Source organism: Mycobacterium rhizamassiliense, assembly GCF_900157375.1.
In the GTDB taxonomy this organism is placed as follows: domain Bacteria; phylum Actinomycetota; class Actinomycetes; order Mycobacteriales; family Mycobacteriaceae; genus Mycobacterium; species Mycobacterium rhizamassiliense.
Genome location: NZ_LT721901.1, coordinates 5,079,457 through 5,092,122 on the forward strand (window position 1 = coordinate 5,079,457; position 12,666 = coordinate 5,092,122).

Annotated in this window: 10 protein-coding genes and 1 pseudogene; 2 read left to right on the forward strand and 9 right to left on the reverse strand. The window is 67.8% G+C overall.

The genetic code is table 11. The features are described from left to right. Positions 1 to 10: 10 nt before the first annotated feature. Both cydD and cydC read left to right on the forward strand, forming a co-directional pair. The gene (gene cydD / locus MRAB57_RS24150; RefSeq protein ID WP_083743518.1) at positions 11 to 1,675 is read left to right on the forward strand and encodes a thiol reductant ABC exporter subunit CydD; all 1,665 of its coding nucleotides are present in this window, start codon (positions 11 to 13) and stop codon (positions 1,673 to 1,675) included. Beyond that, positions 1,662 to 3,393 (forward strand): annotated as a pseudogene (cydC, locus tag MRAB57_RS24155) (thiol reductant ABC exporter subunit CydC). The gene cydD and the pseudogene cydC overlap by 14 nt, the downstream one beginning before the upstream one ends. Here cydC and MRAB57_RS24160 read toward each other — a convergent pair. From MRAB57_RS24160 to trpC, 9 genes are all read right to left on the reverse strand, one after another. Continuing rightward, the gene (locus tag MRAB57_RS24160) at positions 3,306 to 4,703 is read right to left on the reverse strand and encodes a bifunctional lysylphosphatidylglycerol flippase/synthetase MprF (protein ID WP_077090820.1); all 1,398 of its coding nucleotides are present in this window, start codon (positions 4,701 to 4,703) and stop codon (positions 3,306 to 3,308) included. The pseudogene cydC and the gene MRAB57_RS24160 sit on opposite strands and share 88 nt — an antisense overlap. A gap of 88 nt (positions 4,704 to 4,791) precedes the next feature. Further along, positions 4,792 to 5,691: an acyl-CoA thioesterase II gene (locus MRAB57_RS24165; RefSeq protein WP_077089587.1), complete on the reverse strand. Its 900-nt coding sequence runs from the start codon at positions 5,689 to 5,691 to the stop codon at positions 4,792 to 4,794. 9 nt (positions 5,692 to 5,700) lie between these two features. Next, entirely contained in the window at positions 5,701 to 7,119 is a 1,419-nt protein-coding gene (gene pyk / locus MRAB57_RS24170) for a pyruvate kinase (protein WP_077089588.1), read from the reverse strand. Between the two features lie 98 nt (positions 7,120 to 7,217). Further along, positions 7,218 to 7,661 (reverse strand): DUF2752 domain-containing protein, encoded by a 444-nt coding sequence (locus MRAB57_RS24175; RefSeq protein WP_077089589.1) that lies wholly within the window; start codon positions 7,659 to 7,661, stop codon positions 7,218 to 7,220. Next, positions 7,651 to 8,019 (reverse strand): TM2 domain-containing protein, encoded by a 369-nt coding sequence (locus MRAB57_RS24180; protein WP_077089590.1) that lies wholly within the window; start codon positions 8,017 to 8,019, stop codon positions 7,651 to 7,653. The genes MRAB57_RS24175 and MRAB57_RS24180 overlap by 11 nt, the downstream gene beginning before the upstream one ends. 64 nt (positions 8,020 to 8,083) lie before the next feature. Next, the gene (locus tag MRAB57_RS24185; protein ID WP_077089591.1) at positions 8,084 to 9,727 is read right to left on the reverse strand and encodes a prolipoprotein diacylglyceryl transferase; all 1,644 of its coding nucleotides are present in this window, start codon (positions 9,725 to 9,727) and stop codon (positions 8,084 to 8,086) included. Next, complete coding sequence (gene trpA / locus MRAB57_RS24190; RefSeq protein ID WP_077089592.1) at positions 9,724 to 10,530, reverse strand: tryptophan synthase subunit alpha; 807 nt, start codon at positions 10,528 to 10,530, stop codon at positions 9,724 to 9,726. The genes MRAB57_RS24185 and trpA overlap by 4 nt, the downstream gene beginning before the upstream one ends. Then, positions 10,527 to 11,792 (reverse strand): tryptophan synthase subunit beta, encoded by a 1,266-nt coding sequence (trpB, locus tag MRAB57_RS24195; protein ID WP_077089593.1) that lies wholly within the window; start codon positions 11,790 to 11,792, stop codon positions 10,527 to 10,529. The genes trpA and trpB overlap by 4 nt, the downstream gene beginning before the upstream one ends. 53 nt (positions 11,793 to 11,845) lie before the next feature. Further along, complete coding sequence (gene trpC, locus MRAB57_RS24200) at positions 11,846 to 12,664, reverse strand: indole-3-glycerol phosphate synthase TrpC (RefSeq protein ID WP_077089594.1); 819 nt, start codon at positions 12,662 to 12,664, stop codon at positions 11,846 to 11,848. Positions 12,665 to 12,666: the final 2 nt, after the last annotated feature.

A 12,666-nucleotide genomic window follows, 5' to 3' on the forward strand; every position in this document is an offset into this window, starting at 1 on the left:
GAGGGCTGCCATGGCCTCCCGCGCTCCCCTGGACCCGCGACTGTGGCGGGCGTCGATCGCGCTGCGCCGCTACCTGACCGCGGCGGTGTGTTGCGGAGTGATCATCTCCGGCTGCGCGATCGGCTCGGCGATCGTGCTGGCGAGCATCGTCGCACGCATCGTCACCGATCCCGCCGCGCGCAACCTGCGGGACTGGTTCGGGCCGCTGTCAATTGTGCTGACGCTATGGATTATTCGTACGGTCGCGCAGTGGTTGCAGGCGCGGTTGGGTCAACGCGGCGCCAGTGCGATCATCGCCGACCTCAACAGCCAGGTGTTGGAAGCCGTGACGGCCCGTGCGCCCCACGAACTCGCCGCGCAGCGGGATGCGGCCGCGGTGGTCGTCACCCGCGGGCTCGACGACCTGCGGCCGTATTTCACCGGGTACCTGCCCACCCTGCTGCTGGCCGCGATCCTGACGCCGGCCACGGTGGCCGTCATCGCGCTCTACGACCTGAGATCCATGGTCATCGTGGTCATTACGTTGCCGTTGATCCCCGTCTTCATGGTGCTGATCGGGCTGGTGACGGCCGACCGGTCGGCGTCGGCGCTGGCCGCGATGACGACGCTGCAGGGCCGGCTGCTGGACCTGATCGCCGGCATCCCCACGCTGCGAGCCCTGGGCCGCGCCTCGGGGCCGGAACAACGCATCGCCGAACTCGCTGCCGCGCACCGGCGCTCGGCGATGGCGACCTTGAAGATCGCCTTCCTGTCGGCGCTGGTGCTCGAATTACTCGCCACGCTGGGCGTGGCACTGGTCGCGGTCAGCATCGGCCTGCGCCTGGTGTTCGGCGACATGACCCTGACCGCCGGCCTGACGGTGTTGCTGCTCGCGCCGGACGTGTATTGGCCGCTGCGCCGCATCGGCGTGGCGTTCCACGCCGCACAGGACGGCAGAACCGCAGCGGACAAGGCGTTCTCGCTCATCGGCGAACCCGCCGATGCCACGGCACGAGTCCACACGGTCGCGGCCCGGGGTGTGCCGATCCGGCTGCAAGACCTCAGCGTGGCCGGGCGCGACGGCGATTCACCGCATGAGCTGTCCGCGGTGCTCGAACCCGGGCGGGTGACGGTGCTGACGGGACGAAACGGGGCGGGCAAAAGCACCGCGCTGCAGGCGATCGCCGGGCTCACCGTGCCGTCGTCGGGCCGGGTCACCGTGGCCGGCATCGACGTCACCGAACTGGATTTGCCGGCGTGGTGGCGACAGCTGTCGTGGCTACCGCAGCGCCCCGCGCTGGTCCCGGGAACCGTCCTGGACAACCTGCGACTGTTCGGGCCGCTGGACGACATCGAAACGGCATGCGCCGATTCGGGTTTCGATGCGGTGCTGGCCGAGCTGGCACACGGAATGGAAACGGTGCTCGGGCGCGGCGGCGTCGGGCTGTCACTGGGACAACGTCAGCGGCTCGGGCTGGCGCGAGCGCTCGGATCGACGGCACCGGTGCTGCTGCTCGACGAGCCCACCGCGCACCTGGACGCCGCGACCGAACAGCGGGTACTGCGCGCGATCGGCGAGCGCGCCCGCTCCGGTGCGACGGTGGTGGTGGTCGGTCACCGCGACGCCGTGCTGGCCATCGGTGATCGGGTCGTCGAGGTGGTCTCGGACGATCGGGTGCGTTATGCGCCGGTCTGATCCGCTCCGGCTGGCCGCGGGCCTGCTGCGCCCGCGGCTACCCCGTGTCCTGGCGGCCATCGCGCTCGGGGTGTTGTCCCTGGGCAGCGCGCTGGCGCTGGCCGGGGTGTCGGCGTGGCTGATCACGCGGGCCTGGCAGATGCCGCCCGTGCTGGACCTGTCGGTTGCGGTCGTCGCGGTCCGCACCTTCGCGATCTCGCGCGGCGTCCTGCATTACTGCGAGCGACTGGCCAGCCACGACACCGCGCTACGCGCGGCCGGTGAGGCGCGGGTGCAGATCTATCGGCGGCTGGCACACGGCCCGGCGACGACGGCCGCGGCGCTGCACAGCGGTGAACTGGTGGCGCGCGTGGGCGCCGACGTCGACGAGCTGGCCGAGGTATTGGTGCGCGCCATCGTGCCGATTGGTGTCGCCGCCGTGCTGGCGCTGGCCGCGACGGCGACCGTCGCCGCGATCTCCGTCCCCGCCGGCATCGTGCTGGCCACTTGCCTGCTCGTCGCCGGCATCGCGGCGCCCTGGCTTGCCGGCCGGGCGGCCGCGGCGCAGGAAGAGGCTGCCCGCCAACATCATTCGGACCGCGACATCTCGGCGATGCTCGCGCTCGAGCACGCGCCCGAGCTTCGGGTGGCCGGCGCCCTCCCCGGTGTCATCGCCGAATCGCGACTCCGGCAACACGCCTGGAGCGATGCGCTCGACGCCGCTGCCCGGCCTGCCGCCATCGCCGAGGCCATGCCCACCGCGGCGATCGGGGCCAGCGTGCTCGGCGCGGTGGTGGCCGGGATCGCGCTGGCGCCCGCGGTCGCACCCACCACGCTGGCCGTTCTGATGTTGTTGCCGCTCTCGGCATTCGAGGCGATTACTCCCCTACCGGCCGCCGCCGTGCAGTTGGTCCGGTCACGGATCTCGGCACGCCGACTGCTCGAGCTGACCGCGCCGCAAGGCACGGTAAAGACGTCGACGCGACACCTCACACGGCCGAGCGGGACAGGGCGGCTGACCGCCGAGGTGGTTTCCGGTCACGCGGGGGCGGTGTCTCATCGGGTGACGCTGGACCTCGAGCCGGGCTCGCGACTGGCCGTCACCGGCGCCAGCGGTTCGGGCAAGACAACCCTGCTGATGACGCTCGCCGGCCTGGTACCGGCGCTGGCGGGGCGGGTACTACTCGATGGGACCGGGCTCGGCCAATTCGATGACGATGAATTGCACAGGACCGTAAGCTTTTTCGCCGAAGATGCGCACGTATTCGCAACGACCGTCCGGGACAACCTCCTGGTCGCGCGCGGCGATTGCGGCGACGACGAGCTGACGGCCGCGTTGGGCGCCGTCGGCCTCGGCCCATGGCTGGCGAGCCTGCCCGAGGGCCTGTCCACGGTCCTGACGGGCGGCGCGCAAGCGGTCTCGGCGGGCCAGCGCCGCAGGCTGCTACTGGCCAGAGCGGTGCTTTCGCCCGCCCGGGTCGTACTGCTCGACGAGCCGACCGAACACCTCGACGCGTCCGACGCCGAGCAAATCCTGCTCGATCTGCTGGGGCCCACCCGCGGTCTGATGCCGCCGCACAAGACGATCGTGGTGGCTACTCACCACCTGCCCAACGGCATTCGCTGCGACCGACTGCAGATCGGCTAGCTCTCAGAGGTGTCGCCGGCGCGGCATGAACTCCAACGAGAGCAAGACGAACACCAGCCACAGCACCTGGGTCGGCGTGATGAGCGCATAGCGACGCGCGTCCAGCGCGTGAAACTTTCGCACGTACCGGTACAGCGACTCGAGCGCGATCAACGGGTCCAGGACGTGGATCAGCCGATAGAACACCCGCTGCAGCCGGCCTCGATGCTTGTCGTCGAAAATCTCGGGGAACGCCGCGAATGAGAGCGATAGCCGTTGCACCCCAGCATCTTTGGCGGCCATGATCATGTCGACGCTGAGCCGTTCGTCGATCCCGCCCCGGGCGCCGCGGCGCCGCCACGGCACGTCGAGGCTGAGGTCGGTGCCGTCACCGGCCCTCGCATAGCGGTGGAAACCCTGCACCTTTCCCTCGGCATCCCTGGCGACGATCAGCTGTATCCCGGGGAGCCGGCCTTCGAGCACGCCGTCCAGGTTCATGAAAAAGCCGCGATCGCTATGGGATCCGCTGGGCGACTCGCGCACCACCTCGGTGAGTTCAGCCAGATGTGCGGCGTCCAGTTCCTGCTCGGCCAAGATCTCGGTGGTGATACCCGCGTTGTGGCTGCGTTTCACCGCCTGACGCAGATTGCGGAATTTGCGGCCCGCCATGTCGAAAGCGGACACCTCGACGACGACGTCGCGGCCGATCGGCACCGCATGCAACGTCTGTCCGATGACGGCGCGATCGGTCCACAGCGCGACGCGACGCTCGCTGCAGCCGACCACCGCGATGCGCCAGCCGTGCGCATGGCACATCGCGGCGAAATCGACGACCAGCTCCGGGAATTGCGCCTCGTCACCGACCGGGTCCCCGCCGACCACGGCAAACCCCATCCGCGTTCGGTAGGCCAGCCCCGCGGTGCCCGCGGCCGAAAAGTGATAGCTCTTGCCCGTCTGCAGAGCGAACGGCGCCAACGCGTCGTCGCCGGTTTTCTTGATCAACGCCCACACTCGGGGCAGGTCTTGCGGCCGGGGATGCGATGTCGTCGGCCACATCAGAACCATTCCGGAGCCCGCGATCAGCAGGTGCCCGAAGACGTCGAATCCCAGTACGTGCGAGCCCATTCCGGCCACGACGAACACGGCGGCGACACCGGCGTGCATCGTCGTCACCGGCCGGCCCAGAAAGATGCCGCGGGCGATGAACGCCACCGCGGCCAGCACGGTCAGCGACCAGCCCAGGCGGCCGGCGTAATGCCACTCCGGGCGATGATGATGGTGCGCGACGATCACCAATAGCCAGCCCGCGGCGCTGAGTAGAGCCAACGCGCCGACGCAGCGGGCCACGACCGAATTAACCGGCACCACAACGTGTTCACGCACGCGCAGCCCTAGCGAGATGTCGACCGGTGGACCCTTCATGATCACCTCCCGATGCGCTGAGGTTCCCCTAAGCGGCCTCGGAGCCGCTGCGACATCGAATACCCGGCTAATCCCAAGGTACGCCTGATCAGCGCGAGGGCGGAAAGTATTTCAGCAGACCGTCTTGCGTCACCGTGGCGACGACGCGACCGGAGCGGTCGAAGAAATGACCGCTGCCCAGCCCGCGTGAATCGGCGGCCACCGGTGACGACGTCGAGTACAGGGCCCAGTCGTTGAAGTCGACCTGCCGGTGAAACCACATGGTGTGATTGTTGGACGCGGCGAAGATCCGGTCGTACCCCCAGGACAAGCCGTGGGTGGTGATGATCGAGTCCAGCACCGTGGTGTCCGACGAATACACCATCGTCGCCGTGTGCAGCACCGGGTCGGCGGGCAGCACGCCGCGGGCCTTCATCCAGACCCGGTTGTAGGGCAGTCGTTGGCTCTTGTCCCGCATCACCCAAGACGGGTCGTTGGTGTAACGCCATTCGATCGGGTGCAACGCATTGACGAAGTGCGGAACGGTCTCCTCGTAGCCGGCCAGCAGCTCGCTGAGCCGCGGGTACGCGTGCGGCTGCTCCACCGGCGGCGGCTGGACGGCGTGCTCGAGGCCACTGCCGCCGGACATATACGCGACCATCGCCGACGACAGCAGCACGCCGTCCTGAATCGCGTCGACGCGATGGTTGGCGAAACGTCGCTCCTCCCGCAGCCGGATGACGTGGAACTCGATGTCCTTGTCGATGTCGCCGCCGTTGATGAAATGCACCGACAGCGCGCTGGGCGGCACCTCGTGGGCCAGGCTGCGGCTGCTGGCGACGAACGACTGCGCCATGAGCTGTCCACCGAAGGTTCGCATCGGGTTCTTGCTGGGATGGGATCCGATGAACAGATCCTCGCCAATGCTGTTGAGGTCCAGGACCGCCAGCAGTTCGTCAAAGTCAGCCGTCGATTGGTCTGGATCGTTCGGCTGATCGCCGGGCGGCACGGGCTCTCCTTAGAGGTCGTCCTCCCCGATCCGGTGGACGTGGATCAGGTTGGTTGACCCTACTGTGCCAGGCGGCGCGCCCGCGACGATCACCACCATGTCACCGCGCTTGTAACGGCCCAGCTCAAGCAGCGATTTGTCGGCCTGGCGGATCATCTCGTCGGTGGAGTCCATGATCGGGACGATGAACGTCTCGGTGCCCCACGTCATGGCCAGCTGGCTCCGCACCTCGGGCCAGGCGGTGAACGCGAGCAGCGGCAGCGGCGTGTGCAGGCGGGCCAGCCGCTTCACGGTGTCGCCGGACTGGGTGAACGCGACCAGGGCCTTGGCGTCGAGCCGCTCGCCGATGTCGCGGGCTGCGTAGGAGATCACTCCGCGCTTGGTGCGCGGCACGTGGGTCAGCGGCGGGGCGGCCGTGGAGTTGTCCTCGACCGCCGTCACGATGCGCGCCATCGTGCGGACCGCGGCCAGCGGGTATTTCCCGATCGAGGTTTCCCCGGACAACATCACCGCGTCGGCGCCGTCGAGCACGGCGTTGGCGACGTCGGACGCCTCGGCCCGGGTGGGCCGCGAGCTTTCGATCATCGACTCGAGCATCTGGGTGGCCACGATCACCGGTTTCGCGTTTTCCCGGGCCATCTGGATGGCCCGCTTCTGGACCAGTGGAACTTCTTCCAGCGGCAGCTCGACGCCCAGATCGCCACGGGCCACCATGATGGCGTCGAAAGCCAGCACGATCGCCTCGAGGTTGTCGATCGCCTCGGGCTTCTCCAGCTTCGCGATCACCGGCACCCGCCGTCCCACCCGGTCCATCACCTCGTGAACCAGCTCGACGTCCGACGGCGAACGCACGAACGACAGCGCCACCAGGTCGACGCCAAGGCTCAGGGCGAAGGTGAGGTCTTCAATATCCTTGTCCGACAAGGGCGGTGCGGAGACGTTCATCCCGGGCAGCGACATGCCCTTGCTGTTGCTGACCGGGCCGCCCTCGACGACCGTGCAGATGACGTCCTCGCCGTCGATGGCGTCGACGATCAACCCGACCTTGCCGTCGTCGACCAGCACGCGATCGCCGACGACGGCGTCTGAGGCAAGCCGCTTGTAGGTGGTCGACACCCGGTCGTGGGTACCTTCGCAGTTGGCGACGGTGATGCGTATCGATTCGCCGTCGGCCCAATACGTGGACCCGGTGCCGAAGCGCCCGAGCCTGATCTTGGGACCCTGTAGGTCGGCGAGCACGCCGACGGCGCGCCCGGTGGCGTCGGAGGCGGCGCGCACCCGCTCGTAGGCGGCTTTGTGGTCGGCGTAGTCGCCGTGGCTGAAGTTGAGGCGGGCGACGTCCATTCCGGCCTCCACCAGGGCCAAAATCGACTCGTCCGACGCAGTCGCAGGGCCAATGGTGCAGACGATTTTCCCGCGTCTAGTCACGCCAAATCAGCTTAGTCCTGCTCTGCGAGATCGTGGTGACCCGAAGGTGGCCGGGTCTTGAGCCGTCTGAGAATTCCGGCTCGGCGTCATCGCCGCGGCTACCCACCGAGGACCGTCGGAATCAACGGGAATCCAGGCAGATTGCGCAACACCGTCCACGCGACCGTCACGGCGACGATCGTCAGCACCGCACCGAACGGCAGCACGGTCCGGTCCTGGTGGCGCCGCATCAGCACGCACCCGACGAGCAGCGGAATGCCAAGTAGCGCAAAGAGATTGTCGTTGATGCTGGCCGGCAGATCGCCGTGCAGCAGGTCGTACATCATCCGAAGGCCGCCGCAGAACGGGCAATTCCAGCCGGTGAGCATCTTGAACGGACATTGCGGATACACCGACTGCGGATCGTGCGGGTTGGTGAACCCGATGTAGCCGAGCGCCCCGGCCAGCAACGCACCCGTGCCGATTGCGATCGGAACGCGATGACGGTGCGAGTCGTGATGATCACACCGTGTCGAGGGCTCCCCGCCCGAATTACGTTCCATCGCGCAGCGGGCGCCCCTGCGAGTCGTTGACGCTGCCGACCAGCATCAGCACCCCATCCACGATGCTCCAGATCAGGCCGATGCCACACAGGCCCGTCAGCAGCTGTGCGACACCGATGCCGGTATCGCCGATGTAGAAGCGCCCGATACCGCCGATCCCGACCAGGGCCAGCAGCTCCAACAGCCCTGCGGTGAGCTTCGACTTGTCTGAGTACGGCTGTCCGGTCACCGGATGCCGACCGTAGGGCGCGGACGGATCGAAGTTCGGCGCCGGGTACTGCGGGTATTGCGGCGGATAGCCAGGCGGCGGTGAGTGCGGGCCCGGTTCCGCGGGATCGTGCCACGACGGATCTGTCACGCCTTCAGCATGCCAGATTCAGCGTGATTTGCCGGGCCCTCTGCGCCGGCCAGCAGCTCGTCCGCTACCGGCCATTCCTGCGCCGAAACGGCCACCGCCGGCGGGGTTGCGTGTCGGGCGCCGCAGGCGACGGCGTGCTAGCCGCTGGCGGTGCGGCGGATTCGTCTTGGGCCGCATCGTCGGCGGCGGCGTCGTCCTCGGCCTCGGCTTCGGTCTCTTCGGCGGTCTCGGGCTCGTCAGCTTCTTCGACTTCTGCCTCTTCGGCCTCGTCTTCAGCTTCGGGCTCTTCTATCTCGGCGGCCTCGTCGGCTTCCGGCTCTTCGGTTTCGGGCTCTTCGTCGGCTTCGCCCTCGTCGACCGCAGCCTCGAGTTCCTCGGGCTCTTCGGCTTCCGACTCTTCGGCCTCTTCAACCTCGGCGTCTAGCGCTTCAGCTTCAGGCTCGTCGGCTTCCGGCGCTGCCGCTTCAGCCTCCGCCTCTTCTTCAGCTTCCGGCTCTTCGATCTCGGCGGCCTCGTCGACCGCGGCCTCCGGCTCCTCGAGTTCCTCGGGCTCTTCGGCTTCCGACTCTTCGGCCTCTTCAGCCTCGGCGTCTAGCGCCTCAGCTTCGGACTCTTCGGCTTCCGGCTCGTCGGCTTCGGGTTCTTCTGCTTCCGACTCTTCGGCTTCCACGTCCTCCGCGTCAACAGCGTCTACGGCCTCGGCGGTGTCGCCCGAATCGGGCGGTCCGTCGTCCTTGTCCGCGACCACCGGGGCCGCTGCCGTCGCAGCGCTAGCCGCGGCCACCTTTGCGGGTTCTTTCGCCGGTTTGACTTCCGAATCGGATTCGTCGTCGGCGGCATCGTCTTTGCCGTGCAGACTCTCGGGATCCTCGCGGCCCTTCGGCGCGGCCATGATATACACCACGGCACCGATGAACACGAAAGTCGATGTGAACGTGTTGATCCGGATACCAGCGATGTGTGTCGCGGTGTCGTCGCGCAATAGCTCCACCCAGAAGCGCCCGATGCAGTACAGCGCGACGTAAGACGCGAACAACCGGCCGTGGCCCATCGTGAACCGCTTGTCGATGTACAGCAGGGCGACGAAAACGAGGAGATTCCAGAGCAATTCGTACAGGAACGTCGGCTGGACGATGACGGCGAGTTGCCCCGTCGAGACGCCGTCGAGCGAATGCGGGTCGATAAATCCGGATGGGTCCCTGCGATAGAAGATCTCCAGGCCCCACGGCACGGTGGTCTCGCGGCCGTAGAGCTCCTGATTGAAGTAGTTCCCGAGCCGACCGATGGCCTGCGCCAAGATGATTCCCGGGGCCAGCGCATCGATGAACGCCGGCAGCGGAACTCCGTGGCGCCGACAGCCGATCCAGGCGCCCAGCAGGCCGAGGGCGACCGCGCCCCAAATGCCCAACCCGCCGTCCCAGATCCGCGTCGCCGCGCTCAGGCCCGCACCGCCGGGTCCCCAATAGGTCCGCCAGTCGGTGGCCAGGTGATACAGCCTTCCGCCGATCAAACCGAAAGGCACCGTCCACAAGGCGATGTCATAGATCACCCCGCGCTGGCCACCGCGGGCGGCCCAGCGCCGGTCGCCGATGATGAGCGCGGCGATGATCCCGGTGATGATGAACAGCGCGTAGGCACGAATCGGCAACGGCCCCAAGTGCCAGACACCTTGCGACGGGCTGGGGAAATACGTGGGCAACATCGTCATGCCGCGGACACCCGCACGCCGGCGGCCAATTCCTCAGTGAGCGCCCGCAACTGGGGCAAACCCTCGCCGAGCGCGGACACCAAAGCCGAACCGACGATCACGCCGTCGGCGTAGCCGGCAATCTGGGCGGCCTGCTCTCGCGACCGCACACCGAGGCCCACACCGACGGGTATGTCGGACACCGCCTTCACCCTGCTGACCAGTTCGGGTGCGGCGTTCGACACGGCATCGCGTGCCCCCGTCACCCCCATCGTCGAGGCGGCGTAGACGAATCCGCGCGATGCCTCGACCGTCGTCACCAACCGCTGCGGGGTCGACGACGGCGCCACCAGGAAGATGCGGTCCAGCCGATGCTCCTCGGAGGCCTCCATCCACTGCTGGGCTTCGTCCGGGATGAGGTCGGGGGTGATCAGTCCGTACCCACCCGCCGACGCCAAATCCCGCGCGAATGCGTCAACCCCATAGCGCAGCACCGGGTTCCAGTACGTCATGACCACAGCATGACCGCCGGCCCGGCTGATCGCCTCGACCGCGGCCAGCGTGTCGCGGACTCGCACTCCCCCGCTCAGCGCCATCTCCGTGGCCCGCGCGATCGTCGGGCCGTCCATACCGGGATCGGAGTAGGGCACGCCGACTTCGATGAGGTCGCAACCGGATTCGACCAGGGCGGTCATCGCCGCCACCGATGCCGGCACGTCGGGATAACCGGTGGGCAGGTACCCGATCAGCGCCGCCCGATTCTCGTTGCGGCAGGAGTCGAACACCGGCCCAAGCCTGCTCGCCTGGCTCTGTTCCACCGTCATCGCTTATTCCGGTCGTCCATCAAGCCGAACCACTTGGCCGCCGTCTCGACATCCTTGTCCCCGCGGCCCGACAAATTCACCACGATGATCGCGCCGCGGCCCAGCTCCTTGCCCAGCTTGAGGGCACCGGCGACGGCGTGCGCGGATTCGATTGCCGGAATGATGCCTTCGGTGCGGCACAGCAGGCCGAAGGCTTCCATCGCTTCGGCGTCGGTGATCGGCTGATACTCCGCGCGACCCGTTTCCCTGAGCCAGGCGTGTTCGGGACCGACCCCGGGATAGTCCAGACCCGCCGAGATCGAATGCGACTCGATGGTCTGCCCATCCTCGTCCTGCAACAGGTAGGAGAACGACCCCTGGAACGCGCCGGGCGATCCACCGGTGAATGTGGCTGCGTGCCTTCCGGTTTCGACGCCGTCGCCGGCGGCCTCATAGCCGACCAGCCGCACGCCGGGGTCGTCGATGAAGGGATGGAAGATTCCGATGGCGTTGGAACCCCCGCCGACGCAGGCGACGACGGCGTCGGGCAGCCGGCCGGCCTGCGCCTGGACCTGCACGCGCGCTTCCAGGCCGACGATCCGCTGAAAATCGCGGACCATGGTCGGGAAGGGATGCGGCCCGGCGGCGGTGCCGAAGCAGTAGTAAGTGTTGTCGGCGTTGGTAACCCAGTCCCGGAACGCATCGTTGATGGCGTCCTTGAGCGTTTGCGAGCCGGTCTCCACCGAGACGACCTCGGCCCCCAGCAACCGCATTCGCGCCACGTTGAGCGCTTGACGCGCGGTGTCGACGGCGCCCATGTAGATCACGCACTCCAGGCCGAACAGCGCGCACGCGGTCGCGGTGGCCACGCCGTGCTGCCCGGCCCCCGTCTCGGCGATGACCCGGGTCTTGCCCATCCGCTTGGCGAGCAAAGCCTGACCGAGCACGTTGTTGATCTTGTGAGAACCGGTGTGGTTCAGGTCTTCTCGTTTGAGGAAGATGCGCACCGAGCCGGCATGCTCGCCGAGGCGCTCCGCCTCGTACAGCGGCGAGGGCCGGCCAGCGTAATTGGCCTGCAGCTCGTCGAGGGTGTCCAGGAAGTCCGGGTTGACGCGTTCCTTCTCGTAGGCGGCCGTGACCTCTTCGATCACCGCCATCAACGCCTCGGCGACGTAGCGACCGCCGTACACGCCGAAATGGCCGCCCGGATCCGGGTCGTGCCGGGTGGGTTCGGAGATAGCCGCGCTCGAAAGCGGAAGCTCGGGGCGGGTTAGATCTACCATTTCATCGGGTTCGACGTTTCAGCGCCCGGGCACGGCAGCGGCTCTGCCAAGCTTCAGCGCGACGGTTTCGGACAGGATGGGTGGGTGCCGGCGGTGACCAGATCGGCGACCGCGGCACGGGGATCATTGCTTTTGACCAGGCCCTCACCGACCAGGACGGCGTCAGCTCCCGCGCCGGCGTACGCCAACAGGTCTCCGGTGTGGCGCACACCGGACTCGGCGACCCTGATCACGTTGCTGGGCAGGCCCGGAGCGATTCGCGCGAAGCAATCGCGGTCCACGTCCAGCGTCGTGAGATCGCGGGCGTTGACCCCGATCACGTTGGCCCCGGCCTTCAGTGCGCGGTCGGCCTCTTGTTCGGTGTGCACCTCGACAAGGGCGGTCATGCCAAGGGATTCGGTGCGGTCCAGCATCGACACCAGCGCGGACTGCTCCAACGCGGCGACGATCAGCAGCAACATGTCGGCGCCGTGGGCGCGCGCCTCGTGGATCTGATACGGCTGGACCACAAAGTCTTTGCGCAGCACCGGAATCGACACCGCGGCGCGCACCGCGTCGAGGTCGTCGAGCGAACCGTGAAAGCGGCGTTCCTCGGTCAAGACGCTGATCACCCGCGCGCCACCGTCTTCGTAGGCGCGCGCGAGTTTCGCCGGATCGTCAATGGTCGCCAACGAACCCGCCGATGGGCTGGCGCGCTTGACCTCAGCGATAACCCCGATGCCGGGCTCGCGCAAAGCTGCCATCACATCCAGCGGCGGAGGCGCTGCGGCGGCGGCAGCTTTCATCTCGGACAGGCTTATCTGCGCTTCACGCGCGGCAACGTCGGCCCGGACTCCCTCGAGGATGGAGTCAAGCACGCTTGCCGGACTCATGC

Excerpts from the sequence above, each read along its gene's own strand:
- MRAB57_RS24160 (WP_077090820.1), bottom strand. The coding sequence starts at position 4,703 with ATGAAGGGTCCACCGGTCGACATCTCGCTAGGGCTGCGCGTGCGTGAA.
- MRAB57_RS24175 (WP_077089589.1), bottom strand. The coding sequence starts at position 7,661 with ATGGAACGTAATTCGGGCGGGGAGCCCTCGACACGGTGTGATCATCAC.
- trpB (WP_077089593.1), bottom strand. The coding sequence starts at position 11,792 with ATGGTAGATCTAACCCGCCCCGAGCTTCCGCTTTCGAGCGCGGCTATC.
- MRAB57_RS24185 (WP_077089591.1), bottom strand. The coding sequence starts at position 9,727 with ATGACGATGTTGCCCACGTATTTCCCCAGCCCGTCGCAAGGTGTCTGG.
- trpA (WP_077089592.1), bottom strand. The coding sequence starts at position 10,530 with ATGACGGTGGAACAGAGCCAGGCGAGCAGGCTTGGGCCGGTGTTCGAC.
- trpC (WP_077089594.1), bottom strand. The coding sequence starts at position 12,664 with ATGAGTCCGGCAAGCGTGCTTGACTCCATCCTCGAGGGAGTCCGGGCC.
- cydD (WP_083743518.1), top strand. The coding sequence starts at position 11 with ATGGCCTCCCGCGCTCCCCTGGACCCGCGACTGTGGCGGGCGTCGATC.